At 46.6% G+C, this 26,462-nt stretch carries 20 protein-coding genes; 17 read left to right on the top strand and 3 right to left on the bottom strand.

The features are described 5' to 3' along the window. Positions 1 to 178 precede the first annotated feature (178 nt). The 7 genes from L6468_RS03265 to L6468_RS03290 all read left to right on the top strand — a co-directional run bounded on the left by L6468_RS03265 (position 179) and on the right by L6468_RS03290 (position 6,161). On the top strand, positions 179 to 1,117 hold the full coding sequence (locus L6468_RS03265) for a WYL domain-containing protein (protein WP_237795203.1): 939 nt from the start codon (positions 179 to 181) through the stop codon (positions 1,115 to 1,117). Positions 1,118 to 1,130: 13 nt separating this feature from the next. Continuing rightward, complete coding sequence (locus tag L6468_RS03270) at positions 1,131 to 1,931, top strand: hypothetical protein (RefSeq protein ID WP_237795204.1); 801 nt, start codon at positions 1,131 to 1,133, stop codon at positions 1,929 to 1,931. Between the two features lie 96 nt (positions 1,932 to 2,027). Then, complete coding sequence (locus L6468_RS03275) at positions 2,028 to 2,249, top strand: DUF6140 family protein (protein ID WP_237795206.1); 222 nt, start codon at positions 2,028 to 2,030, stop codon at positions 2,247 to 2,249. Between the two features lie 21 nt (positions 2,250 to 2,270). Beyond that, positions 2,271 to 2,894 (top strand): uracil-DNA glycosylase family protein, encoded by a 624-nt coding sequence (locus L6468_RS03280; protein WP_237795209.1) that lies wholly within the window; start codon positions 2,271 to 2,273, stop codon positions 2,892 to 2,894. A gap of 45 nt (positions 2,895 to 2,939) precedes the next feature. Continuing rightward, positions 2,940 to 3,155 (top strand): DUF6140 family protein, encoded by a 216-nt coding sequence (locus L6468_RS14795; protein ID WP_431356694.1) that lies wholly within the window; start codon positions 2,940 to 2,942, stop codon positions 3,153 to 3,155. Between the two features lie 106 nt (positions 3,156 to 3,261). Beyond that, entirely contained in the window at positions 3,262 to 5,178 is a 1,917-nt protein-coding gene (locus L6468_RS03285) for a toprim domain-containing protein (RefSeq protein WP_237795217.1), read from the top strand. A 290-nt stretch (positions 5,179 to 5,468) separates the two neighbouring features. Beyond that, positions 5,469 to 6,161, top strand: coding sequence for a hypothetical protein (locus L6468_RS03290; RefSeq protein WP_237795218.1), 693 nt, complete (start codon positions 5,469 to 5,471; stop codon positions 6,159 to 6,161). Between the two features lie 481 nt (positions 6,162 to 6,642). Here the strand turns inward: L6468_RS03290 and L6468_RS03295 are convergent, their stop codons facing one another. Further along, positions 6,643 to 7,059 (bottom strand): type II toxin-antitoxin system VapC family toxin, encoded by a 417-nt coding sequence (locus L6468_RS03295; RefSeq protein ID WP_091815024.1) that lies wholly within the window; start codon positions 7,057 to 7,059, stop codon positions 6,643 to 6,645. Next, a complete protein-coding gene (locus L6468_RS03300) occupies positions 7,056 to 7,325 on the bottom strand; it encodes a hypothetical protein (protein WP_237795219.1) in 270 nt (89 codons plus the stop codon). Before L6468_RS03300 ends, L6468_RS03295 begins: the two co-directional genes overlap by 4 nt. A 173-nt stretch (positions 7,326 to 7,498) precedes the next feature. On the opposite strand from L6468_RS03300, the gene L6468_RS03305 reads away from it, so the two are divergent. From L6468_RS03305 to L6468_RS03350, 10 genes are all read left to right on the top strand, one after another. Next, positions 7,499 to 8,386 (top strand): DMT family transporter, encoded by an 888-nt coding sequence (locus tag L6468_RS03305; RefSeq protein ID WP_237795220.1) that lies wholly within the window; start codon positions 7,499 to 7,501, stop codon positions 8,384 to 8,386. Positions 8,387 to 8,527: 141 nt separating this feature from the next. Next, the gene (gene frr / locus L6468_RS03310) at positions 8,528 to 9,088 is read left to right on the top strand and encodes a ribosome recycling factor (protein WP_237795221.1); all 561 of its coding nucleotides are present in this window, start codon (positions 8,528 to 8,530) and stop codon (positions 9,086 to 9,088) included. A 28-nt stretch (positions 9,089 to 9,116) separates the two neighbouring features. Beyond that, on the top strand, positions 9,117 to 10,034 hold the full coding sequence (gene rsgA / locus L6468_RS03315; protein WP_237795222.1) for a ribosome small subunit-dependent GTPase A: 918 nt from the start codon (positions 9,117 to 9,119) through the stop codon (positions 10,032 to 10,034). Next, positions 10,031 to 10,828, top strand: a complete 798-nt coding sequence (locus tag L6468_RS03320; RefSeq protein WP_237795223.1) for a TrmH family RNA methyltransferase — start codon at positions 10,031 to 10,033, stop codon at positions 10,826 to 10,828. The genes rsgA and L6468_RS03320 overlap by 4 nt, the downstream gene beginning before the upstream one ends. Before the next feature lie 86 nt (positions 10,829 to 10,914). Continuing rightward, positions 10,915 to 15,963, top strand: a complete 5,049-nt coding sequence (locus L6468_RS03325; protein WP_237795224.1) for a pectinesterase family protein — start codon at positions 10,915 to 10,917, stop codon at positions 15,961 to 15,963. 41 nt (positions 15,964 to 16,004) lie between these two features. After that, positions 16,005 to 17,414, top strand: coding sequence for a glycoside hydrolase family 140 protein (locus L6468_RS03330; RefSeq protein WP_237795225.1), 1,410 nt, complete (start codon positions 16,005 to 16,007; stop codon positions 17,412 to 17,414). Positions 17,415 to 17,452: 38 nt separating this feature from the next. Further along, the gene (locus L6468_RS03335) at positions 17,453 to 19,582 is read left to right on the top strand and encodes a rhamnogalacturonan lyase family protein (RefSeq protein WP_237795226.1); all 2,130 of its coding nucleotides are present in this window, start codon (positions 17,453 to 17,455) and stop codon (positions 19,580 to 19,582) included. 3 nt (positions 19,583 to 19,585) lie between these two features. Continuing rightward, on the top strand, positions 19,586 to 22,495 hold the full coding sequence (locus tag L6468_RS03340; RefSeq protein ID WP_237795227.1) for a glycoside hydrolase family 2 protein: 2,910 nt from the start codon (positions 19,586 to 19,588) through the stop codon (positions 22,493 to 22,495). Between the two features lie 54 nt (positions 22,496 to 22,549). Next, on the top strand, positions 22,550 to 25,015 hold the full coding sequence (locus tag L6468_RS03345) for a S9 family peptidase (RefSeq protein ID WP_237795229.1): 2,466 nt from the start codon (positions 22,550 to 22,552) through the stop codon (positions 25,013 to 25,015). Between the two features lie 28 nt (positions 25,016 to 25,043). Then, positions 25,044 to 25,412, top strand: coding sequence for a hypothetical protein (locus L6468_RS03350; protein WP_237795231.1), 369 nt, complete (start codon positions 25,044 to 25,046; stop codon positions 25,410 to 25,412). Between the two features lie 26 nt (positions 25,413 to 25,438). On the opposite strand, the gene L6468_RS03355 is transcribed toward L6468_RS03350, so the two are convergent. Next, positions 25,439 to 26,458, bottom strand: a complete 1,020-nt coding sequence (locus L6468_RS03355) for a hypothetical protein (RefSeq protein WP_091852438.1) — start codon at positions 26,456 to 26,458, stop codon at positions 25,439 to 25,441. Positions 26,459 to 26,462 lie beyond the last annotated feature (4 nt).

The following is a 26,462-nucleotide window of genomic DNA, read 5'->3' on the forward strand; positions in this document are numbered from 1 at the left end:
CAAAGGTAAGAGGTATCAGTCCGAAGGACATGTGTTAAAATTAGCACATCATTCTTTTATTTCGTAAGTTTTTCATAACTTTGGGGCGAGATTACAACTAGCTGAAAATATATTTTTCTCTACCCTCTGCCACGCATTGGCGTACCCTTGTCATACTTTTGCAGAAAATCAAAGTATTATGAATAACGATAGAGGACAAAGTTTGATAACTAAATACGTTTGGGTGATAGATACTATCTATCGCAGACGTAAGATCTCATTTAAGGAACTGAACGAGCTATGGCTTCGTGATGAAATCAGCAGGGGAGTAGAAATTCCCAAACGTACCTTTGACAACTGGCGGCAAGTTATCTTCGACATGTTTGGTATTAATATCACCAATGAGAATCGAGGTGAGTATCGCTATTATATAGAATACGAAGAGGATATCCATAACAATGGTGTCCGTTCCTGGCTCTACAATACGCTTTCTGTTAGCAATGCTTTAGCAAAGAGTCAGGGCCTTAAGAACAGGATCCTGTTGGAATATGTACCTTCTGGACAGGAGTACTTGCAGCCCATCATCGAGGCAATGAAGGAAAACCGCGTTCTGAATATCACTTACCATAGCTATTGGAAGGACGAGGAGACTAGTTTCGATGTTCAGCCGTATTGCGTGAAGCTGTTCCGTCAGCGTTGGTACATGGTGGCTCGTAGCACCTATCCATATTATTTCGAGCAAGGGCCTAGGGTTTACGCTCTCGACCGTATTCATGATTTGTATGCTACGGAGGAAAAATTTAAAATGCCTAAAGACTGGGATGCACAGAATTTCTTTAATGGTTGTTTCGGTATCATCGCAGACCAGCGCATCGAGCCTCAGACTGTGAAGCTTAAAGTGTCAGCAGGGCAAGCCAACTATATCCGCGACCTCATGCTTCATGAGTCGCAGGAAGAGATAGTTAAAAACGAAGAATACAGCATCTTCAAATACTATATTCGTCCTACGTTTGACTTCATACAGGAAATCCTATTGAACGGTGAGAGCATGGAAGTGTTGGAGCCCCTGTCACTACGTGAAGAGATAGCAGGAATCATTAACCGAATGAACAGCAAGTACACAATATACAATACTTAATGATATTGATAATATGAAACAGCTAACAGATAATATGATAAAGAATGCCTTTGATGAATTGGCCTTAGATAATAAGTACTTTGATAAATTCAAGGAAGTTGCAGAATATTATTATTCGGAGTTACAGAGAGACTGTCCTGATGATGACGAGGATAATTCCAATGCCGATGAAAGTATTCGTTTCTCCAAAGAATTCATGAAATACTATGTGCCTGAGAAAGAAAAAGGACACTGCGATATTTGGGCTGAAACTTATGCCAATTGTCGTACTCATTGGTTAAAGGAATACAAGTCATATTGTAATGCTTACAATGCCCTTGAAGAGAAAGAACATCCAGAGAAAGAATTGGATATCCACGTTGCATCAATGAGTACAGACCCGCTTTTCAGGGAAAGATATGAGTACGAGTTCCTATGTTCTAAAATCGAGTGCGACCCTAAGGAAGCAGTTGAAAACTATTGCAATGATTACAGAAGAATGATTGCTTTAGGTAAAAGTGAGATTTACGCCCGCGCTTATGCCGACTGCCACGATGAGTGTAAAGAGGAGCTTAGTGTTATATACGCCCAGGCATTTGAATTGGCAAAGAAACACGGAATGAATGACGGCGAGCCCTATCTTTTCGGCGAAACATGTATCACAGCTGTAGATCAAGGTATATGGTCGTACACGAACGAGTTCTTGAAACGATATTATGAGGAATGGCAGAAGGATTTCTATTTCACCCTGATAAAAATGAATTTTGAAGAGACCGAGCATCGTAAAATGTCTCAACATGAAGAGGAGAAATTTAGGAAAACATTATTTGGATAGAAACGATAATACCCCATTACTCTACGCACTTGATGATGTAGAGGCTTGCACTTGGATTGCGTGAAAGATATTGTAAATAACTAAAAACTTGTAATTATGTTGTACAAAGTAACTGTAAAAAATAGCATGAGCGTGAACGGAGTTCGCTTGGAAAAAGGAATGTCAGTTGAAGTTGCCTACAATTCATTCAGCTCCCCTGAAAGCACTCATCAGGGCAAAGCCCTAATACAAAATGCTTTTATGCTCAAATATGGTGTTGACCTACAGAAGGCCTGCGCTTTTAATTCCGGGAAATTAGATATTCAACGAATCAATTAAATTTCAAGAAAATCGAACAGTATGGAACATGTGTTTTTTAAGCCTTGGATAGGAAAGAATTACAAGACGGGTGGAATCTTTCATAAAAAGATTCTTGTTGTTGGTGAAAGCCACTATTGTAATGGTTGTAACTGTTGTGGATTAAAGTATGCTAAAGAATGTGAGGACCTTAATACTACTAAAGTTGTTAAAGATTATTTGAATCCATCAAAATGTTCTGAAAAATGGAAAAATACGTATAGAAAGTTTGAACGTTCACTTGTAAATAGAGAAACAACATTAGAGGATGCCAAAGAAATATGGCAATCTATTGCATTCTTCAATTTTTTGCAAGTGGCGATGAACGAAGCACGTCAATCCGGCACTCCCGAAGACTACATAGAAGGACAGAAGGCTTTTCTTGAGGTAATAGATGAATTGCAACCAAATTTGATAATTGTATGGGGTGTAGGGTATTTGTATGAATATTTGCCAGGCGAAAAGGATGGCTGGATTTGGGGTGATGAATTAAAGATAGATGAATACAACGTAAAAAATGGATATTATCAACGAAATGGGAAAAAATCCCGTGTTATTGCTATATATCATCCATCTGTAGGATATTCTTGGGATTGGTGGCACAAAGTGATAAAGACCCAGTTGTAATTATTAAAACTGAAGTGGCAACAGGATAAAACGGCCATAGAAAAGATGTTGTGTAAAGTTACCACTAATAGAGCGATTTCAGCGAATGGTGTTAAAGTTGAGAAAGGAATGTCTGTAGAAGTAATATCACAGACTAGTAATTTTAATAATAGTAAGGATAGAGAGGCTATGAAACAGGCTTTTATTCGAGCATACGGTATTGATGTCACAAAGGCTATGCCAAGTCTTTCGTTTTTTCAAATAGAAGTGCTCTCGCGTTAAGTTTTTTATATAAAACGCATTTTCCTTAGACCTCTGCCACCAGCTGGCGGAGGTCTTTGTTTTCTTTGCATCATCAACTTAAATAGTCAAAATAAATAAGGATGTTATGCAGCAGGAATATAATGACAGCAATATTCGGACATTATCAGGACTTGAGCATATTCGTCATCGCCCAGGAATGTATATAGGCACATTGGGTGATGGTTCATCGATTGACGATGGCATCTATATCTTATTAAAGGAAGTGATGGATAATTCTATTGACGAATTCAAAATGAATGCAGGCAGTAGGATAGAAGTAAATGTTGAAGATGGTAAACGTATTTCAGTTCGAGACTATGGAAGAGGAATACCACAAGGAAAACTCATTGAATGTGTAAGTGAACCAAAAACTAGTGCAAAGTTTGAGTCAGACAAGACGAAGAAGGTATTTAAGAACTCTATTGGAATGAATGGCGTTGGTATCAAAGCTGTTACTGCATTGAGTTCTCGGTTTGTAGTAAGCAGCTATCGAGATGGGAAAGTACGAACGGCAGTCTTTGAAAGAGGTATATTAAAAAATGATGTCACGGAACCGACAGATGAAGAAAATGGTACTTTTATATTCTTTGAGCCTGACGACACAAAGTTTCTAAATTACCATTTTCATGATGATTATTTGGAGAGTATGATGCAAATGTATTCATACGTGAATGTCGGACTCACTATCAAGCTCAATGAAAAGCAATTCGTTTCTCATCGTGGGTTGGAAGATTTGTTTCAAGACAGGATGACTTCAGATGCCCTTTATCCTATAATCCATATAAAAGGTAGTGATATAGATATTGCGTTTACACATACATGCCAAGATAATGAAGAGTACTTTTCGTTTGCCAATGGACAATATACCTATTATGGTGGTATGCACCAAAGTGCCTTTAAGGAGAGCATTGCTCGTACCTTAAGAGATTATTATGGGAAATATGAGTTTGCCGATATACGGGCTGGTATTGTGGCTGCAATTGCCATAAATGTAGAGGAACCAATATTTGATGCACAAACAAAAAGGAAGTTGAGCTCAAATATGATGTCACCAGATGGCATCAGTATCAATAAGTTCGTTAGTGAATTTGTTGGTATAGAGGTTGATAATTATCTTCATAAACACACAGATATTGCACGGATTATTGAACAGAAGATAAAAGATAATGAAAAAAGGCACCAGGAGATGATGGGTGTTACCAAGATTGTCCGTGAGCATACAAAGAAAGCCAATCTTCATAATCCTAAACTGCGAGACTGCCGTATACATTATTGCGATGTTAGAAATCCACAAAGGGAAGAGTCATGTATCTTTATCACTGAAGGTCTTTCAGCAAGTGGAAGTATCACAAAAATTCGTGACGTAAATACACAGGCCGTATTTTCTTTGAAAGGGAAAATGCTTAATACGTATGGTCTGACAAAACGTCAAATCTTTGAAAACGAGGAAGTATGTCTGTTGCAAGCAGCTCTTAACATTGACTCTGGCCTTGACAAACTCAGATACAACAAGATCATAATTGCGACTGATGCAGATGATGACGGAATGCATATTCGCCTGCTTGTCCTCACGTTCTTTCTTCATTTATATCCAGAAATTGTAAGGCAAGGACACGTATATATTCTGCAAACGCCTCTGTTTAGAGTACGTAATCGTCGAACCAAGATAAAAAATCGCCATATTCTTGAAGAAGTAGATTTAAAGAATGGCAAAAGAGATGACTATGTTACAAGGTATTGCTATAATGAAGAGGAACGCCGTATTGCAATCACGGAGCTGGGACCTGAACCGGAGATAACCCGATTTAAAGGTCTTGGTGAAATATCCCCCAAAGAGTTTACCTACTTTATCGGACCAGAAATCAGACTGGAACAGGTAAGAATCGGTAAAGACGAACAAATAGAGAAGATCTTAAAGTATTATATGGGAAAAAATACAATGGAACGTCAGAGGTTCATCATGGAGAATCTTATAGTTGAAGAATACACTTCTGTGGAGTAAATACTTCCAGCAATGTAATTTTCTCAAACCTCTGCATCCAACAGGCAGAGTTTTTCTTTTCTTTGCTGTGTGAAATTATAAGACTGAAGGGCCAACAGGATAAAACGACATTAGGGATATGGGAATTTATGATGAAAACGGGAACTTGAATGAGAGTCACTGGATGTTTGTGGCTGCACGTTGGGCGGGTTCACATTACAAACTAATACGATGGATTCTGCTACTTTCAATTTTGATTATAGTAGGTGTCATATTGTGGAGCATTGCTAAAAACTAACAAGAAAACGATTATGATGGAAGCATTAAAAGATAACAAGGAGTGGATAGGACTAAAAGCTACCCTTCAATTTGTGGAAGACAAGATACTCCGCATTATTATGAGTAGTAAAGGATGGATGATGGTAAAAGAACTGGAGAATGAAGTAGATGATCTGCTCTCAGAACGTCATTTTATTATGAACAAGATGTTTCGCCTACATGTTACAGAGCAAGAGGTCACACGTTTCCGTAAAGTGAACGACCATTTGCTGGAGATGACGCGTAAGATGTTCCGTGAACATGCGAAACTGTTGGAGTCTCTCAAAGACAATCCCATTTTGTCTCTTACTAGTTGGGATGACGTTGTTGTAGAGAGCAAATTAGATGTGGATGAAGATGCTGAGGTTCTACGTTATGATGACGATGATGACTACGGTTCAGATTTCTTACATATGATTGATGCTATTGCCTGGACTGAGAACTTGGAGATTCATTCCTTCTACACGATTCTTGGAGAGAAACCAGAACCAGATCGTCTTGATGATGGTAGTAGTTGGGCTGAAGGTTGTCTTGATATACCACAGTTCAGTGGTATTGATGTCTGCTATGCTGTACATGATCTCTGCACCCACAAGAACTATTCTGTCCCTGACCTTCTCCACATTCGGTCCTTTTCAGTTCAGAATACAATTAAGGGCAATCGTAAGTACAGAGTGGATGGGTGAGTGTCGGAAGATGTTAGAAGTCAGATGGCTGATGTAAGATATAGGAGTATACATTATGATTTTGTCTTATGAGAGGGGACAGATGGTACAGATGGGACAGATGATTTCAAGAAACACTTTGCGTACATATGCGCATATACGTACGCGAGAAAGTCTTTAGAAATTACTGTATCATCTGTATCTGTATTCAGAGAGCGCTTTGAAAACGTCAGTGGATATAATTGATGGCTGATGTAAGAGGAAATAAAGTTGTTCCGCTTCGAATAATGTTTTTGTCTTATGATTAAAGTTATTCTCACGTCGTGAGAATTGTTCTTAGAGTGCACTCCAGTAAAATTTGGAGTGCAGAGAAAAAATATTTTGAGTGCAGAGGAATTTAAAAGTGCGACGATGCGATGTCTTTATCAAATTATGTTGGCGTATTTTCGTGCGTTCGTGCATGCACTTATATATATGTGTGCATGCACGAACGCACAAACAATTACTTCTTCAAAGTTGCAAGAAACTCTTCAGCTGTATACAACGGCAGTTGACAGTATTCTGCAAAATCTTTCTTGTTGTTTGTGATGATGACATCACAACCTCCAGCAACGGCACATTGATATTGCAACATATCCTCAAAGTCCTTGCATGGATGGTCAATGGCATTCCGCAATTGATGCCTGTCCATAGAAAGTGCATAGATACGTTTTTCGACCTCGTCAAGCAATGTATAAACACTTTCTATTGAATTACCTCGTTTGATTATATATGCAAATGTGGCAAACGTCAGAGTAGATGCAAAGAGGTTGATCTTTCCTGTCATAGCATTTCTGAAAAGAAGTTCTGCAGCATCTGCTCCATCCCTATTCAGGTAATAGTCAAGGAGTATGTTGGTGTCGATAAAAACTTTGATCATTTGTTCAGGATGTATGCTAGGCGGTCATCTTTGTCAATATCTTCTTGGGTGAAGTGTCCCATGCCTCTTATCTGCTTAAACTCCTTGGGGAGCTCAGGCAGGTCGTTCCAATCGGTCTTTTCATTCGTGGCCTTAGCCTTGGAGGCACGTCGATGCGAGGTGGTGATACGACGGAGAGCCTTGATAGCTTTCTCCATCATCCCCTCATCTGTAACAATGACATTTAATTCACGGAATAACTCCGCATTTAATTGTAATGCAGTCATAGCTCATCCTTTTAATTCACGCTGCAAAAATACAAATAAAAAATGAAATAACAAGCGAAATAGAAAAAAATCATTTGTCGAAGGTACTTGCGCTCGACAATAAAAACAAAAAACTGATTTTTGTTTTGTATTGTTCTCGCTTATTCGTACCTTTGCACCCCACTTAACTGACTATGAACAGGATAATTTATCATTTAACGGCTTTTCTGGTGGTGGCTTTATGGGGCACCACGTTTGTTTATACCAAACTATTATTGATGGCGGGACTCACGGCGGCACAGATCTTTGTGCTGCGATTCATCATCGCTTATGTGATGTTGCTGGCTTATTCCCTGCCAAAGAAATCGTTCAGGTTGTTTGCCTCATCATGGAAGGACGAACTGCTGATGGCGGCACTGGGATTGACGGGCGGTTCGCTGTATTTCCTGACGGAGAACAGTTCGATGATTTATACCACGACGACAAACACGTCGCTCATCGTCTGTCTGAGTCCGCTATTCGCCATGGCACTGATAGGTATGTTCTATCGCTCCCAGCGACTGCATGGCATTCAGATAGTGGGCACGCTGATGGCGGCATTGGGTGTTATCGTGGTGGTGCTCAACGGACATTTCGTGCTCCATCTGTCGCCCCTTGGGGATACGCTGGCTTTCATGGCCTGTCTCTGTTGGGCGTTCTACTCCCTGCTGATGATTCCTGCTAACCAGCGGTATCGCACGCTGTTTATCACGAGGAAGGTGTTTTTCTATGGTCTGGTATTTATGATTCCTTATTTTATAATATGGCCTGGAATGCCGCCGCTCAGCGTGTTGACGCGGGTGGATGTGTTGGGTAACCTGCTGTTCCTAGGATGTATCGCTTCGATGGTGTGCTTCTTGGCGTGGAACTGGGCCATGAAGAAGATAGGTGAGGTGGCGGTGACCAACTATGTGTATTTCAACCCCGTGACCACGGTGCTCTTTGCCTGGATGGTGCTCTCAGAGCGTATCACCCTCTATTTCATTATCGGCACGGTGCTGATACTCGCAGGCATGTACCTTTGTAATAAGGCTGAGGGCTGATGGATGATGTAAGATGGAAGATGGAAGATGGAAGATGTAAGAGGGATGATTGAATAAAAAATACAAAAATTCATACCGTTTTATTGCGCAATTCAAATAAATGTGGTAAATTTGTCAGCAGAAATTTAAAAACAAACAAATATGATTGACGTAAAAGAGACTTTAGGACAGGCAGAAGAGCGCATGGAAATGGCGGCTATGTACCTGGAAGAGGAACTGAACCGTATTCGCGCCGGTCGTGCTAATACCGCCATTCTGGATGGCGTTCGTGTGGAATCCTACGGCAGTCGCGTACCCCTGAATCAGGTGGCTACCGTGAACTGTCCCGATGCTCGTACCATTGCTATCAAGCCTTGGGATAAGAAGCAGATTCGTGATATTGAGAAGGCTATCATGGATAGCGATGTAGGCATCACGCCTGAGAACAACGGTGAGATTATCCGCCTGGCTATTCCTCAGCCTACGGAGGAGCGTCGTCGTGACCTGGTGAAGCAGTGCAACAAGATTGCTGAGAAGGCCAAGGTGGAGGTGCGCAATGTGCGTGGCGATATCAAGGAGAAGCTGAAGAAGGCTATCAAGGACGGACTCTCTGAGGACTTGGAGAAGGATGCAGAGAACGACCTTCAGAAGTTGCACGACAAGTACATCAAGAGACTTGATGAACTGATGGAAGCCAAGAATAAGGAAATTATGACGGTTTAATTGGTAATTGACAATTGATAATTGACAATTGAAAGGACTCGTCGTTAAAAATACAGGCAGTTGGTACACCGTTCGCACGGACGATGGCCAACTGCTTGATTGTAAGGTGAAGGGTAACTTCCGCCTGAAGGGTATCCGTACCACCAATCCTGTGGCTGTGGGCGACAGGGTAGAGGTGAACAAGGAGGGATGGATTATCAACATCGAGGATCGTCGTAACTATATTATCCGCAAGAGTATCAACCTCTCGAAGCAGAGTCATATCATTGCGGCTAATGTGGACCAAGCTTTCCTGATTGTCACCGTGGCTAATCCGCAGACCTCAACGACCTTTATTGATCGTTTCCTGGCTTCGGCTGAGGCTTATCGTGTGCCGGTGATTCTGATATTCAACAAGACGGACTTGCTGGATGAGGATGCACTGCATTATCAGCAGGCCGTGGTGAATCTCTACGAGACGATTGGCTATGAGTGTCGTCAGATATCGGCAGAGACGGGCGAGGGCGTGGATGAACTGCACGCCATGTTGGAAGGTAAGATAACGCTGCTCAGCGGAAACAGTGGTGTGGGTAAGTCTACGCTCATTAACCGCTTGGTGCCTGGTGCCAACCTGCGCACAGCCGAGATTAGTGATGCCCACAATACGGGTATGCACACCACCACGTTTAGTGAGATGATAAGCCTCGACTCTGGTTACCTTATTGATACACCAGGAATCAAGGGCTTTGGCACGTTTGATATGGAGCCGGAAGAGATTACCAGTTATTTCAAGGACATCTTCCACTTCTCAAAGGACTGCCGCTTCTCTAACTGTACGCATACCCATGAGCCTGGATGTGCGGTGCTGAAAGCTGTAGAGGAACATTATATCGCAGAGAGCCGCTATCAGTCGTACCTCTCAATGCTCGATGATAAGGAGGAGGGAAAATACCGCGAAGCACAATGATTATTGAGGTTTCTTCATTAAATGAGCCTGGCATTGAGGTCTTTGGCCGGTTGACCGAAGCCCAGTTGCGCAATGCCCTTGACCCAGAAAAAGGCATCTTTATTGCAGAAAGTCCCAAGGTGATTCGTGTGGCGCTCGATGCAGGCTACGAACCACTGTCATTGCTCTGCGAGCGTCGTCATATCACGGGCGATGCCGCTGATATCATAGAGCGTTGTGGTGATATTCCCGTATATACAGGCGACCGTGAACTGTTGGCACAACTCACGGGCTATACCCTGACGCGTGGCGTGCTTTGCGCGATGCGTCGTCCGCAGGCCAGGCCCTTGCAGGAGGTGATCAGGGATGCACGTCGTGTGGTGGTGATCGATGGGGTAGTGGATACCACGAATATCGGTGCCATCTTCCGTTCGGCTGCTGCACTGGGTATCGAGGCGGTGCTGCTCACGCGTAACTCGTGCGACCCCTGGAACCGTAGGGCGGTGCGCGTGTCGATGGGTTCTGTATTCCTGGTGCCCTGGACGTGGCTCGACAGTTATGAGGACCTGAAGGCGCTGGGCTTCAAAACGGTAGCGATGGCCCTAACAGATAAATCCATCTCGCTCGATGACCCTGTCCTTAAAGCCGAAGCCCGTCTAGCTATTGTGATGGGCACCGAGGGCGACGGACTGCCCAAGGAAACTATCGCCTCCACTGATTATGTGGTGCGTATCCCCATGGCGCATGGCGTTGACTCCCTCAATGTGGCGGCAGCAGCGGCTGTGGCTTTCTGGGAACTGGGGAAATGCCAATAATTTTTATTTGAATAAAACATTGTCGATATTATTTTTTTTCTTACCTTTGTACCCGAAAACCAATTACTAATATACAAAACTAATCAATGAAATCAAAATTTTATGCTTTAATGGCATTATTGCTGATGCTATGTACTATAGCGGGCAGCGCTAAGAAGGTGCACACCTTGGGTGATTCTACGATGGCACCTTATGACGAGAACGCTACGAATACCCGTGGATGGGGTATGTATTTCGGAAACTTCCTGACCAATGGCTGGACATCGGTCAACTATGCCAAGGGCGGACGCGATTCGCGTGCCGGCTATAATGAGTTGTGGAACAATGCGAAGAATAATGTGCAGGCGGGCGACTACGTGCTTATACAGTTTGCACACAACGACGGAAAATACAATGGTGTGGATAACTTGGAACTGCAGGCTTACTACACCGCCAAGGGTGATGCCACGAATGCCGCTGCCGTGAAGAGTGACGGACGAGGCACGACGCCCTCTACAACCTATAAGGAGTGCCTGAAGCAGATTGTCGATGCGGTGAAGGAGAAGGGTGCAACGCCTGTCCTCGTATCGGCTGTATGTCGTTGCTACTTTGGAAGCGACAACAAAATCACCCGTCCTGGTCGTCATGACTTAGGTGATAAGTTTGATGCCATCATCGACGGACAACTGAAGACGGGACAGAAGATTGCCGCCTCTGATCATACGATGGACTATGGTTATCAGATGCAGCAACTGGCTTCTGAACTGAATGTTGCTTTCATCGATATGACTAGTGCCACGAAGGAACTCTACGAGAGTTATGGAACGTATGACAAATGCTATGCGGCTTTGTTTGACAAAGGTGCTGAGAAGGATAACACCCATTATAACCTGACAGGTGCGCTGACGGCAGCCCGTCTCTGTGCACAGCTGATGAAGGAAAAAGGTATCCTGGCTGATGATATCGTGATTCCTACAGAACTCTCTATAGCTCCCGCTTCTGTTGATATGGGTGAGGGCTACTTGGGTAAGACGGCTATGAAGGAACTGACACTTAGCGGACTGGGACTGAATCCTGCTGCAGGTACGGTGAATGTTGCTGCTACGGAAGGCATCATGCTCTCCACCGATAAGCAGAACTGGCAGAACTCTTTAGAGGTGAACTATCAGAACGGTTCACTCATCAAGACTTTCTATGCCCGCGTGTCGCTCACTGCTGTGGGGAAGTTCAATGGTACTGTTACTGCCACACAGGGCACAAAGAGTATTGAAGTGCCCGTCACAGTTAATGTGATAGAACTGGGCGGAGGCGAGCCTTTTTCTGTTTCCTGGCCCATGGTTCCTAATGATGAGGCAACCGTTACGGGAAATGTCGTAGCTACAGCGGCTAAATTGGAAGGTCTAGGCAAATATGGCAATGTGAACGGCTACGGTGCCCTCATAGCTCCCGATGGGAAAACAGGCGCATGGTCTTCTGCAGGTATCGACGACTCGCCTAATCAGTATGTGCAGTTTGCCGTGACGGCTCCTGAGGGCAAGAAGCTTGATATCAATAGTCTTTCAATGAAAATCAAGGCACAGGGTGGGGGCGCCCTCCAGTGTCATGTCTATTATTCTACTGATGGTTTTGTTACACGAAAGACCATCTTCTCGTCTGCTGTGCTTACCAGTACATGGAACGAAATTACTTCTGACGATGTCATCAAGGTGGACGAGGGTGACAAGCTGCTCATCCGTGTCTATCCTTGGTCGAAAAACGTGGATAATGGCAGGTGGATATGTGTTTCCGATGTCACTATAGTCGGTCAGGTGAAAGATGCTGCTGGCGTGAACGTCACGGGTTCTGTCACTTATACCCTTGACAAGGGCGGACTGGCTCAGGGTGATGATGTCGTGTTTTCCCCTGAAACGCTGAGCGCTGGTTTTGCCGCTAAGAAATGGTCGGCAGGTTCGGCTTTGACTGTTGATGGAACTATCCAGTATGTAGGCCAGAACAATGACAAGACAAATCAGACTAAGATTTATAACGGTACTGCGGGCAGTCTTAGCAGTAGTCGGGTTGACGATAATGCACTCAAGCTGACACTCACTCCTGAGGATGGTTTCACTTTCGTCCCTTCAAAGGTGGGTTTTAAGGCTGCCCGCTATGGTACGGATGGTGGTAATATCGGTGCTGCCGTAAAGGCTGGTGACGAAGAGGTGGTGCTGGTAGAGAATGCGGCTGTAAACCGTGGCGGCAAGAATCTTGATATAGCTTCATTCAGCGAACCTGTTGATGGTATTACGGCTACGGCGGAAAAGCCTCTGGAACTGAGTTTCTATTTCCTCGGTTTGGGTAAGACCAAGTCAATGGGTATCTCGGATGTCGTTATTGAGGGACAGCTGGTCGGTGCTGCTGCGCAGGTGACGAAATACACCTTGAATACACAGGTAGTACCATCTGTTGAGGCCGGAAATATCAGTTGTGAGCCTGACATGGAACAGTTTAAAGAGGGTACGGTAGTAACGCTGAAAGCAACGAAGAACTTCGGTTATCGTTTTAAGGAGTGGCAGGATGCTGAGGGTGTAGTGATTAGTTCTGAGCCTACTGTCACAGTCACCATGGATTCTGAGAAGACCGTGAAGGCGGTTTTTGAGTCTGTGCCTGTATATAAGGTTACGACAAAGGTAACTAATGATGCTGAGCGTCAGATGGGTAGTGTTGTCCTGTCGCCCAATGAACATGATGGTCAGTACGAGGCCGGAACCAAGATTGTTGCAACAGCCAATGAATCGAAGATACTGAAGTTCCTCTCCTGGACTGATGCCAATGAGAATGCCAACGCCCTGAAAGAACGTGAACTCACGGTGAATGGTGACATGGAGTTGGTGGCCAACTACGAAGTACAGGATTTTATTGCCGTATTTGATGCCAGCAGCAATCAGAGTTATGCTTATACAACAACTGCTGGCTATCCTTTTGCTGCTGATGAGACATGGGATAGTGAGCGTAATGCCATAAGTAGTGTGGTAAAGATGAGTGACGGTTCGCTGTGCTATACGAAGGATGGTGGTACACCAGTGGTTCGAAACCGGGAGAGTGTGGTAATTAGTGCTATCAATGGTCTTTATCAGAATGGCTATCGCACCAGCGACATCGCCTTCCAGTATCAGTTCTCAACAAAGGGCTTCACGACTGCTACCTTTACGGCAGATATGTGTGCCAAGAATGCTGCCACCAGGAAATACAAGGCGCTAATCTCTGTTAATGGTGCAGAATTTACGGAATTGAAGGAAGCTTGGGATGTAACAGCCAATGCTGTCAACCCCATTGAATTGGTATTGCCGAGTGAAGCGATGGGGCAGGAGCGTGTGGTCATTCGCATCACGGGTGTTGGTGATGAGGTCAACAATACCAACTATCCTTTCGATAAACAATTTGACGGACTGGATTATTGCGACCATTCTGAGAGTGGCGTGGGCAATGTCTTTATTCTTGGTGAGGCTGTCGTTGAAGCTGATGAACAGGCACCCGTGGTTACTGCTACGATTCCTGCTGATCATGCTACAGGTATTAGTGCGACAGGAAAGATTATCATTTCGTTTGACGAGCGTATTTCGGCTGTAGAGGGAGCCGGCAAAGCTATGCTTGACGGCAAGGAACTGCAGCCTGTATGGAGCAGTCGCAGTGTGAGCTTCGACTACAGTATGCTGGACTATGGCAAACAGTATACCTTTACCATGCCAGCCAACTATGTGCAGGACCGCTCTGGAAACAAGCTTGCAGAGCCTGTAAGCATTACCTTCACAACGATGCAGCGACCAACTGTTACAAAGGGACTTTATGACTTTATTGTACCTGATAACGGTACCATCAGCGAGGCACTGGCTGCTGCCAATAGCCGTGCTGACAAGAACGTGCGCTATCGTGTATTCATCAAGAACGGTAATTATGTATTCGATACTAATGGTAAGACCACGGGTGGCGACGGTAAGGAATACGACGACCCACGCTCGTACCTGAAAGCAGCCAATACCAGTCTTATCGGTGAGTCGATGGAAGGGGTCGTGATTACTAACCATACACCAGCTGCTACATGGGATAATGGTTTCGGCCAGGCTTGTCCGTTGGAAGGTATTGGCAAGGGCGACGTCCTTATTATCGAGGGTTCGGCTGTCAACAGCTATTTCCAGAACCTGACGCTGAAATCATCGATGGGTGATGCTCACGGTCGAGATATCGTGCTTCACGACTATGCAACACATACTATTTTCAAGGATGCCTGTATCTGGGCTTATCAGGATACCTATGTATCGAACAAACAAGACGGTGCCTACTATTTTGAGGGTGGCGTAATCCGTGGTCGTACTGACTTTATCTGTGGTTCGGGTGATGTGTTCTTTAATAAGGTGGATATCATCATGTGCGAGAAAGGCGGCTACGTCGTTGCTCCACAGGGTAACAGCAAGTATGGCTACGTGTTCAAGGACTGCACCATAGAAGGTGGCAAGAGCGATGTAGACGGCACCTACTATCTGGGACGTGCCTGGACAGCTGCGGCAGAAACCTACTTCATCAACACTACGATGAAGGCCAAGCCAGCCAAGGCAGGATGGCATGAGTGGAACAACGGACCTACGCGTTTCGCAGAATATAAATCCGTCAATGCCAATGGTGCTGCTATTGACCTGAGCCAGCGTGCTACCAGCATCAATGGCACACCCAACGAGCCCGTTCTGACAGATGAAGAGGCTGCAGTGATTGGTGATATGGCTAATACTTTTGGCGACTGGCAGCCCTCGCTGATAACTGAGCAGGCTCCTGTACCAACAAATGTAACGCTGAATGGCTCTGCACTCTCATGGGACAATAGTGACTACGCCTTACTTTGGGCTATCTGTAAGGATGGTGCAGTCGTTGCATTTACCACGAATCCTACCTATATAGTAACTGAACCTGGCGCCTATACTGTTCGTGCAGCCAACGAGGCAGGAGGCTTGAGTAAGGAGTCGGAAGGTGTAGTTGTCACCAACGAATCACTGACAGACGTAAAGGAAGTGAGAAGTAAGAAGGAAGAAGTAAGAAGTGGAACTTACGACCTTCAAGGAAGAAACGTTGGTGCGATAGGAAAGAAAGGTGTCTATATTGTGGACGGACATAAGACGATTGTCCGGTAAACATGAGAACACAACTCATTACTAACTTACAAAACTGATTGATGAAATTAAGATGTTATGCTCTGATTGCATTGTTGATGATCATTTGCGTCACAACGGATGCACAGGATAAAGGGCAAAAAATAAAACCCTGGGAGCACGGAAGACTGCGGGTATCGGACAACCAGCGTTTTTTGCAACATGAGGATGGTACCCCCTTCTTCTGGCTCGGTGAGACGGCATGGCTGATGCCTCAGAGGTTGAACCGCGACGAGGTGCAGTACTATCTGCAGATATGCCATGAGGCGGAATATAATATGGTACAGGTGCAGGTGATGAATGAGGTGCCTTCGTATAATGTCTATGGACAGAAGTCGCTCACGGTAGACGCTGAAGGGACATGGCAGATGAGCGAACCCTATTGGGAACATATGGACCATATTGTACATCAGGCCGAACGTCAGGGCATTTACGTCGGTATGGTATGCATCTGGGGTAATGCCGTTAAGGCGGGGAAAATGGATGTCAGTCAGGCGAAGGCCTACGGAGCATTTCTGGCCAACCGCTATAAGAATCGCAAGAACATCATCTGGATTATCGGTGGTGATATCCAGGGAGATGTGAAGCCTGAGGTGTGGGATGCGCTTGCTACCACCATCAAGTCGATTGACAAGAATCATCTGATGACTTTTCATCCTCGTGGACGTACTACATCGGCCCAATGGTGGAGCAAGGCTTCGTGGATAGATTTTCATGCCTTTCAGAGTGGGCATCGTAAGTACGGTCAGCGCATGGGAACCGTGAACTATCCGATACCCGACAATACAGAGGAGGATAACTGGCAGTATGTGGACTCGGTATGGTCGTATCAGCCGCTGAAGCCTGTCATAGACGATGAACCCGTGTATGAGGAGATTCCCAAGGGACTGCACGTTACCGATGAGGGCTATTGGCACGCATCTGACGTGCGCCGCTACGCCTATTGGAGCGTCTTTGCTGGCAGTTGCGGGCATACCTACGGCCATAACGCTATCATGCAGTTCTATCGCAAGGGGCTTCCGCCTGCCTATTTCTGTGAAAAGGAATGGACGGAGGCGCTTCGTGACCCTGGCTTCAATCAGATGAAGTACCTGAAGCGACTGATGCTCTCGTTGCCCTATTTTGAGCGTGTGCCCGACCAGAGCATCATCCGGGAAAATGGTGTTCAGTACGATCGTCTGATTGCTGCTCGTGGCGCGGATTATCTGTTGGTCTATAACTATACAAGTCGTATAATGACCCTTGACCTGCGTAAGATATCAGGCGATAAGAAACGCGTGTGGTGGATGGATGCTGCCACAGGACGCTTCACTTTCCTGGGTGAGTTTGACAGTAAGGTGTGCACCTTCCGTCCTCATAAGACCATTGATGGTATTGAGGATGGTGTGCTCATTGCTGTTGATGCCTCAAGGAACTATCCTTTTTTGCCTTAGCAACCGTAAAACAAATTACTAATATACAAGACTAATCAATGAAATCAAGACTTCACATTTTAACAACGTTGCTTGTTGCGCTGTGTACGGTAGTAGCCAGTGCGGAAAAACTACCTAACAGGGCACTATGGGCGAGTATCAACGGTGCCAGTAATGCGTCACTGGGTGACTATCAGCAGCATACGGGAAAGGTGCTGGTGTCGTGGCGCATGTTGCCTGGCGACAATGCCGACACAGGCTTTGACCTTTATCGCACCATCGGTACTGGTGCAGAGAAGAAAATCGCATCGAATATCAAGAATCGTACGTGCTATCAGGACGGCACGGCCAGTAAGACGGCGGATAACCATTATCGTCTGACCTATGCGGGTAGTGCAGAGACACTATCAAGCTTTACGCTGACGAAGGCGCAGGTATCAGGTGGACTGCCTTATATCAGCATCCCATTGGCCGATACGAAGGATGTGTATGAGAATACGTCGAAGATTGTCTATACGGCAAACGACGTGAGCATAGGCGACTTGGATGGTGATGGCGAGTTTGAACTGGTGGTGAAGCGCCTGCAGAGTGTGAAGGACGAGAGCGGAAATATTGTGAGCGATGGCTCGGGCGCCAGTTATTCGCAGCAGGACTGCCTTTGGGCGGTCATCTGGGATGCATATAAACTGGACGGCACGCTGCTGTGGCGTGTGAAGGGCGGTCCCGGCGTTATTCTGGGTAATTCATCCAGTTTTGCTGTGGCCGACTTTGATGGTGACGGTTGTGCCGAGATGGCTATCCGCACTTGTGAGGGCACGGTATTTGGCGATGGCACGGAGATTCCTGACACCAACGGTGATGGGAAGATAGACTACCGTACGTGGGGCAATCTGAATACGTCGAAACCTGGCTATCTGGACCATTATAACTCTGCAGGACCAGAGTTCCTCAGTATCATCGATGGTAAGACTGGTCGTGAGTTGGCCCGTGACAACTTCATTGACCGCGAGACCAGTGAGTCCTGGGGAGATGGTTACTGGAAACGTGCCTGCTCCTTTCGTGTGGGAGTAGGCTGTTTCGATGAGACGGGACTGCCGTCGGTAGTGCTGGGACGTGGCGTCTATGGTCACAGCGTCATTGAGGCGTGGGACTGGCGTGACGGACAGCTCACGAAGCGTTGGCGCTTCGACACTAATGATGGTGGCACAGGCAAGGATGGCAAGAAGCATAGTACTTATGCCAGTCAGGGTAACCACTCGCTGAATGTGGCCGACCTCGACGGTGATGGTCTGGACGAGGTGATGTATGGCTCGATGACAGTGGATCATGATGGTATAGGCTTGTGGAACACGGGACTGGGACATGGTGATGCCAATCACGTGGGTAAGTTCCTGCCTGAGCGTGAAGGCCTGCAGATGTTTCACTGTCTGGAGACAGGTAAGACGATGGTGGCACTCCACGATGCCCGCGACGGTTCAGTCATCTGGAAAAAGGACGCTACGAGTGACAATGACATGGGGCGCTGTCTGGTGGGCGACTTCTTCCCTGAATATCCGGGTTGCGAGTTCTTCTACTATCAGGGGAACTATATCAAGCAGGATGGGACGGAGACCACTATTAATACCAAGGGACAGAAGGGCGGATGCGGCATGGCTATCTGGTTCGATGGTTCGTTGTCACGTCAGTTGATAGAGGATAATATCGTTCAGAGTCCTAAGTACGGACGTACCTTTACGATGTATCGGTACTCGGAGACCTTCATCAACGGCACGAAGTCTAACCCGTCATGGTATGGTGACCTCGTGGGCGACTGGCGTGAGGAGATTATCGTGCCAGATAATACCCGCCTGCAGGATATCAAGATATTTTCTACCTGGTATCCCACGACGCATAAATTCCCATGGCTGATGACCGACCACTGCTATTGGATGTCGGCTCTCAACGAGAACATAGGCTACAACCAGCCCACCAATACCGGTTACTATTTGGGCAGCGACTTGAAGGGTGATGCTGAGGCGTGGGCGGAGGCAGTGAAGGTGCAGAACGTGAACATCCCAACGGCTATCAATAATGCTGCTACTTATAGGACTTCTGTTAATAGCAGCATCTATAATCTGTCAGGACAGCGTGTGGATGTGTCGTACAAAGGAATCCTTATTAAGAATGGAAAGAAAGTATATAATAAGTAAGGTATGAAGAAGTGTTTTTTATTCTATATACTGCTGATGCTCGTTGTGAGTGTGAATGCTACAGAGCGACAGAAACTCAATTTCAACGGTGGCTGGCGACTGGCAGTAGGCGATTTCGCTGAGGCTGCCAAACCAGGTTATGACGACAACCTGTGGCAACAGGTAACGCTGCCTTACGCCTTCAACGGCGATGAGGCTTTTAGGAAAGATATTGTGGATTTGACGGATACCGTCTGTTGGTATCGCAAACACTTCACGCTGACGGAGGCAGATACCAAAGGAAAAGTGTTTGCTGAGTTCGAAGGTGCCCGTCAGGGTGCCGATGTCTGGGTGAACGGACAAAAGGTGGGCTTCTCGGATAATGGCGTGATGGCTTTTGGATTTGACCTGACACCTTATATTAAAGAAGGACAGAACGTGATAGCCGTACGCTGCGACAACAGTTGGACGTACCGCGACCGCACATTGAATAGTCGCTATCAGTGGAATGATAAAAATTTTAATGCCAATTATGGTGGTCTGCCAAAGAACGTATGGCTGCATATTACCGGTAAGCTTTATCAGACCCTGCCTTTGTATAGTAACTTAGGCACAACAGGTACCTATATCTATGCTACCGATTTCGACATACCTAATCACCAGGCAACCATCCATGCCGAATCGCAGGTTCGCAACGAGGACGTCAAGCCCCGTTCGTTTACATTCTTTGCCAAAGTGCTTGATATGGATGGTAAAGAAGTAGCCCGTTTCCATGGCGATCGCATTACCATGCAGCCTGGCGAAACACGTACTGTAAGAATACAGCAGTCTGTTAACAATCTGCATTTTTGGTCTTGGGGGTATGGGTATCTGTATATGGTGAAAACGGGGCTTCTTGTCGATGGCAAAACTGTCGACCTCGTTGCTACCCGCACCGGTTTCCGCAAAACACGCTTTGCTGAAGGCAAGATTTGGCTGAACGACCGCGTGATGATGGTTCATGGCTATGCCCAGCGTACCTCGAATGAGTGGGCGGGTGTAGGCATCAGTGTGCCGGCATGGTTGAGCGATTACTCAAACGGCATGATGGTAGAGAGTGGGGCGAATATGGTGCGCTGGATGCATGTGACGCCATGGAAACAGGATATTGAGAGTTGTGACCGTGTGGGATTGCCACAGGCCATGCCTGCTGGCGATGCAGAGAAGGATGTGGATGGCGCCCGTTGGCAGCAGCGTACGGCCCTGATGCGTGATGCCATCATTTATAACCGCAACAACCCTTCAATACTTTTCTACGAGTGTGGCAACGAGAGTATCAGTCGTGAACACATGCTGGAAATGAAGGCTATCCGTAATCAGTACGATCCTTATGGCGGACGAGCCATTGGTAGTCGTGAGATGCTTGACATCGATGAGGCTGAGTATGGTGGCGAGATGCTGTATATCAACAAAAGTAAGAAGCACCCCATGTGGGCGATGGAGTACTGTCGCGATGAGGGCTTGCGCAAATACTGGGATGAGCAGAGTTATCCTTTTCATAAAGAGGGCGACGGTCCGTTGTATCGCGGTAAGCCTGCGGATGAGTACAATCATAACATGGATGAGTTTGCTGTGGAGATGGTGCGTCGCTGGTATGACTACTGGCGTGAGCGTCCTGGCACGGGTACCCGTGTGTCTTCTGGCGGTGTGAAAATCGTCTTCTCTGATACGAATACCCATCATCGTGGCGAGAAACATTATCGCACCAGTGGTGTCGTGGATGCCATGCGTATTCCTAAGGATGCTTTCTATGCACATCAGGTGATGTGGAACGGATGGGTGGAACCAGAAAAAGCAATGACATATATCGCAGGCCATTGGAATTATCCTGCTCATACGGTGAAACCTGTCTATGTGGTATCGACGGCTGACAGTGTAGAACTGTTCCTTAACGGCAAATCGCTGGGTAAGGGTAAGCAGAGCTATCGCTATCTTTATGTTTTTGACAATGTATCCTTTGAACCTGGTACGTTGGAGGCTGTGGGCTCTGATGGCAGTCGCTATAAACTTGAGACGGTGGGCGAACCGTATCAGATGAAACTCACTACCATTGAGAATCCGCAGGGCATCAAGGCCGATGGCGCTGATATGGTGCTGGTCCAAGTGGAGGTGACTGATAAACAGGGACGTCGCTGTCCGCTTGATAACCGGATGATACATTTCTCTCTATGGGGTGAGGCCCGATGGATAGGCGGCATAGAAACTGATGCAATGTCCCTGCCCGTGGAGTGTGGTGTGAACAGGGTGTTGCTACGCACTACCACAAATGCAGGTAAAATAAATCTTGCTGTCTATGCCGATGGTGTGAAACCGGCGTACGTCTCGTTGAATAGTAAAAAAACTGATTTTGTAAAGTCGGAAAAACTGAGCAGTCAGTTAGACAGAGGAGAAACACCGATAACTCCTTCATACAAAGAGCTGGCTCGTGGTATAGATATCGTATCGGCTAAGGCTGGCTATGATAGTGAGCATGCCATTCGCAGCTATGATGATAATGAACTGTCGGAATGGAAAAACGATGGACGACTCTCTACGGCTTGGATAACCTATAAGCTGGCTAAGAAGGCGGTAGTGGACGACATCTGCTTGAAACTTACCGGTTGGCGTCTGCGCAGTTATCCGATAGAAGTGTATGCTGGCAAACAGCTTATCTGGAGCGGTGAGACGGAACGTAGTCTGGGATATATCCATCTGACACCCACCAAGCGTGTGAAGACCAACGAAATTACCATCCGTCTGAAAGGTGCCGGTAAGGACAAGGATGCTTTTGGAGGAATAACGGAGTTGGCTCAACCTGTCGCTGGCGAGCTGGATTTGTTCAAAGCCAGGAACGGTGGAGAGACAAAGAGTGAGTTGCGTATTGTAGAAATAGAATTTATTGAACATATAAAGTAGGAGAATCAGATTTTTTTTGTACTTTTGCACCTCGTAAACAGACCATTAAGTAGTATGAAGAAATCTTTTATTCTGATAGCGCTGACAGCAGGTGTCCTGAATGCTGGGGCGCAGGTGAAGACAACGGTGACGGAGTTTAACATGGCAGGTCCCTTTGCAGTGCAGGCTCCTGTTGGTATGGATTCCGTGGATGTGAACGGCAAGAAGTTTGACGAGAAGAGCTTGTTGGGTGGCTTGGCACTCTCTGCAGAGCCTACCACCGTGTTCAGCGGTAAGGTGCTTCCGTCGCTGAAGGACAGCAAAAGTGTGGGCATCCTTTCCTTCTTTGTGAATAACAAGGACTACGTGAAGGGCTCGGTCAGCGTGAAAGGTCCGAAGAACTATAAACTGTTTGTTGACGGTCAGGAAGCTGGCGGAGAGGTGAAACTTTCACCTGAGCATCACACGCTGGCTATCAAATACCTGGCAGAACCGTCGGATACTGACAGCATTCAGGTGACGATGGATATGACGCGTGAGGTGGTACCTACACTCAGTAAGAAGCATCCCTACATGGTGCACGACCTGACGGATGGTAAACGTGTGCGTGGTATCTCGCTCTCTGCCGATGGTAAATACGTGGTGGTGTCTTATCAGACCACGGCACGTGGCGGTAATAGCCGTTGGGATTACGAACTGCGCGAGGTGAAGTCGCAGCGTTTGTTGCGCTATCTGAGTAAAAATGTGACATGGATGCCGCGCTCTACTGCCTATATTGAGGAAGAATATCAGGGGGATAAGCGCGTGCTCTTCAAGGTGGATCCGTTGACGGGACAGCGCACACAGTGGGCCTACGATATTCCACGTGAGAGTTATGTGATCAGTCCTACGGAGGATTATCTGATTATCTCGTGCAGCGAGGAAGGTCCGAAGGAAGATGCTGACGTCTATGAGGTGCTGGAGATGGACGACCGTCAGCCTGGTTGGCGCTCACGCAGCTACCTGAAGAAATATGATTTGAAGACGGGTATCTGTCAGCGCATCACCTTTGGTCATAAGGGCGAGCATCTCTATGATATCTCTCAGGATGGTAAGAAACTGCTGATAGTATCGTCATATTCACGTTTGGCAAAGCGTCCTACTGAGGTAGAGGATGTCTATATCATGGATGCTCAGACGCTGAAGATGGATACTGTGTTACAGGGTGAGGGCTTCCTTGGCGGCTGCTCTTTCTCGCCTGATGCCACCCAGATTCTCTTCAGGGGTAATCCGGAGGCGTTCAACCGTATTGGTTGTCAGTTGCCCGAGAACGTGACACCAAGCATGACGGAGTACGAATTGTTTCTTTATGATATCGCTTCGAAGAAGGTGACGCCGCTGACGAAGGATTTTGACCCCTCTATAGAAAATGTTGACTGGTCATTGGCCGACGGTCAGATTTATCTGACGGCGGAGGATCGTGACTATGTGAATATGTTTGTGCTGAACCCCAAGACTGGCAAGATAACCAAACTGCCTATTCAGGGTGACTATGCCTATCGCTATGATTTGGCTGAACATGCATCCGTGGTAGGCTATCTCTCGTATAAGACGATGGAGCCCGCATCGGCCTATGTGATGACACTCAATTCAAAGGCGGTAGCCAACTCTAAACTCTCATCTCTCAACTCTCAACTCTTCTTCGATGGCAAGACTGCCCTTGGCGATGCCGAGATTGGTACCTGCAAGGACTGGAACTTTACTAATTCCAAGGGTGATACGGTCTATGGCCGTCTCTACCTGCCCAAGGACTTCGATGCCACGAAGAAATACCCCATGATTGTTTATTATTATGGTGGCTGTTCGCCCGTGAGCCGTTATTTCGAGTCGCCCTACGCCCCTCAGTACTGGAACTCGCTGGGCTATGTGGCCTATATCATAGAACCCAGTGGTGCCACGGGCTTCGGACAGGAGTGGGCCTCACGTCATGTGAACACCGCTGGTCGTGGTCCTGCAGAGGATATCATTGAGGGTACGAAGAAGATTTGTGAGGCGCATCCTTATATCAACAAAGAGAAGATTGGTTGTATGGGGGCCTCGTATGGTGGCTTCATGACGCAGTATCTGCAGACGCAGACGGATATCTTTGCTGCTGCTGTGAGTCATGCTGGTATTGCCAATCACACCAGCTACTGGGGACAGGGCTACTGGGGCTATAACTACAGTGAGGTTTCTATGGCCAACAGCTATCCTTGGAGTCATCGCCAGTTGTATGTGGATCAGAGTCCGCTGTTTAATGCCGACAAGATTCATACACCTTTGCTTCTGCTGCATGGCGACGCAGACACGAATGTACCTTTGGTAGAGAGTCTGCAGATGTTTACTGCCTTGAAACTCCTCGGTCGTGAGGTGGCCCTTGTGCAGGTAAAAGGTGAGAATCATCACATCCTCGAATACTCTAAGAAGGAGAAATGGCTGGCCACCCAGATGGCGTGGTTCGCCCGTTGGTTGAAGGACGACCCCACATGGTGGGACGCCCTCTATCCGAAGAAGCATCTGTAAGAACGGCGCTTGTACTGACGATGGACAAATGCGTAAAAAGAAAAAGATAAAAATCAATTTTTTCGATTTCCTGTATTATGCAGTAGATGCAGGAGGATTTGGCGTGGAGTTTATAATGATGCCCATTCTTTGGATCATTCTCCTAGGTATGTCTCTGATTCTGCCTCTGATTAATCCTTCTTTTATATCTATAGGGTTCATCGCCCTTGCAATAGGTGCTGGCTTGATGGATTATCTCATGCGCTGTTATTTTTATAAGCGGGAGGATGCTATTTGGAAGCATTTTGACAAGACCAAATATCGTAAGGCAACGTGGAGGTGGGGCTTCGTTGGCCTATGGATTTTCCTTTGGGTTGTACTGCCATTGATAGTCATCGGGCTATGTGTGAGGGGCTAGCTGACGGAAATCTTGCGTCCCTTCCTTTATTTTATGTCCGTACAAATACACCTTGTCATTTCATTCAGTTCTAGACATTGATTTCGCTTGATGGTTAGTTTTTCGTTATGATGCTCCCATGGGGCAAGAATCAGTAGTTGACCTTTGGCGCAAGCCTCCATGCGCTTTCCGCCTGGCTTTGCCAAATCCGTAAAGCCATTCTCTTGCAGGTAAATCAGGGGGAGTCCTTCTTCAAAGGCGGCTCGCATAATGGTCTTTTCGCCTTGCGAGATAGCTGGTGATACAAGCACGGCTCCCAGACGGGCTGCTCTCAGACACTCTGTGAGTTTAGCCTGCAGGTCGGCCTCCGTGATTTTTCTTGAGCATTGCACTTGCAGCTTCACTGGGCGTTCCAACAAGAAGCGGTTGCCGATGGCTGAAAAACTAAGCCCTGCGTATGTCAAGCCTCTCTGTACACGGAAGAGGTCTGGGTTCTCGCGTTTCATCAGCAGGCGCCTTGGGTTGTCCTTCAGGTAGTTGAGCCATCGCTCCAGCTGTCCTTCCCTCATCAGGATTTGGTCGTTGAAGCCCTTTGCAAAGAGCAGGCCGTTGCTCCGTGCTTGTTGTGCGTGTTGCTGTGCCACAGCAACAAACTGTACAGGCATCAACTCGCGGAATGCCTGGTTGCAAGCCTGCTTAACGCCTAACAGCACCTTCCCCAAGGGCTTCGCCATCTGAGCCTTTACAAAAAGGACAGCATGCAGATGGTCGGGCATCATCTGAAGAGCTATCACCTTCACCTCAGGATGATAGTTTCCCATCGTCAGCCAAATATGTTCTATGGCCTGCCCTAACGTCGAAAGCTCTATATGTGGTGCATCGGCCGACGGTTCCACAGCCTCGCTACGTCCCACCACCTTGCCAAAAAGCGGCTTCCGCTCCTCAGTCACCATCGTCACCATATACATCCTCCGTGCCGTGTAGTCGTTGTCCACACAGCGCCGTTGCATTGATGGTTTCTTCTCTCCAGCAAATGCTTTCTGACTTTCAAACGTTGCTCTGTCCATGATT

This window comes from Prevotella communis, assembly GCF_022024115.1.
Classification (GTDB): Bacteria; Bacteroidota; Bacteroidia; order Bacteroidales; family Bacteroidaceae; genus Prevotella; species Prevotella communis.

Excerpts from the sequence above, each read along its gene's own strand:
- L6468_RS03265 (WP_237795203.1), top strand. The coding sequence starts at position 179 with ATGAATAACGATAGAGGACAAAGTTTGATAACTAAATACGTTTGGGTG.
- L6468_RS03270 (WP_237795204.1), top strand. The coding sequence starts at position 1,131 with ATGAAACAGCTAACAGATAATATGATAAAGAATGCCTTTGATGAATTG.
- L6468_RS03275 (WP_237795206.1), top strand. The coding sequence starts at position 2,028 with ATGTTGTACAAAGTAACTGTAAAAAATAGCATGAGCGTGAACGGAGTT.
- L6468_RS03280 (WP_237795209.1), top strand. The coding sequence starts at position 2,271 with ATGGAACATGTGTTTTTTAAGCCTTGGATAGGAAAGAATTACAAGACG.
- L6468_RS14795 (WP_431356694.1), top strand. The coding sequence starts at position 2,940 with ATGTTGTGTAAAGTTACCACTAATAGAGCGATTTCAGCGAATGGTGTT.
- L6468_RS03285 (WP_237795217.1), top strand. The coding sequence starts at position 3,262 with ATGCAGCAGGAATATAATGACAGCAATATTCGGACATTATCAGGACTT.
- L6468_RS03290 (WP_237795218.1), top strand. The coding sequence starts at position 5,469 with ATGATGGAAGCATTAAAAGATAACAAGGAGTGGATAGGACTAAAAGCT.
- L6468_RS03295 (WP_091815024.1), bottom strand. The coding sequence starts at position 7,059 with ATGATCAAAGTTTTTATCGACACCAACATACTCCTTGACTATTACCTG.
- L6468_RS03300 (WP_237795219.1), bottom strand. The coding sequence starts at position 7,325 with ATGACTGCATTACAATTAAATGCGGAGTTATTCCGTGAATTAAATGTC.
- L6468_RS03305 (WP_237795220.1), top strand. The coding sequence starts at position 7,499 with ATGAACAGGATAATTTATCATTTAACGGCTTTTCTGGTGGTGGCTTTA.
- frr (WP_237795221.1), top strand. The coding sequence starts at position 8,528 with ATGATTGACGTAAAAGAGACTTTAGGACAGGCAGAAGAGCGCATGGAA.
- L6468_RS03320 (WP_237795223.1), top strand. The coding sequence starts at position 10,031 with ATGATTATTGAGGTTTCTTCATTAAATGAGCCTGGCATTGAGGTCTTT.
- L6468_RS03325 (WP_237795224.1), top strand. The coding sequence starts at position 10,915 with ATGAAATCAAAATTTTATGCTTTAATGGCATTATTGCTGATGCTATGT.
- L6468_RS03330 (WP_237795225.1), top strand. The coding sequence starts at position 16,005 with ATGAAATTAAGATGTTATGCTCTGATTGCATTGTTGATGATCATTTGC.
- L6468_RS03335 (WP_237795226.1), top strand. The coding sequence starts at position 17,453 with ATGAAATCAAGACTTCACATTTTAACAACGTTGCTTGTTGCGCTGTGT.
- L6468_RS03340 (WP_237795227.1), top strand. The coding sequence starts at position 19,586 with ATGAAGAAGTGTTTTTTATTCTATATACTGCTGATGCTCGTTGTGAGT.
- L6468_RS03345 (WP_237795229.1), top strand. The coding sequence starts at position 22,550 with ATGAAGAAATCTTTTATTCTGATAGCGCTGACAGCAGGTGTCCTGAAT.
- L6468_RS03350 (WP_237795231.1), top strand. The coding sequence starts at position 25,044 with ATGCGTAAAAAGAAAAAGATAAAAATCAATTTTTTCGATTTCCTGTAT.
- L6468_RS03355 (WP_091852438.1), bottom strand. The coding sequence starts at position 26,458 with ATGGACAGAGCAACGTTTGAAAGTCAGAAAGCATTTGCTGGAGAGAAG.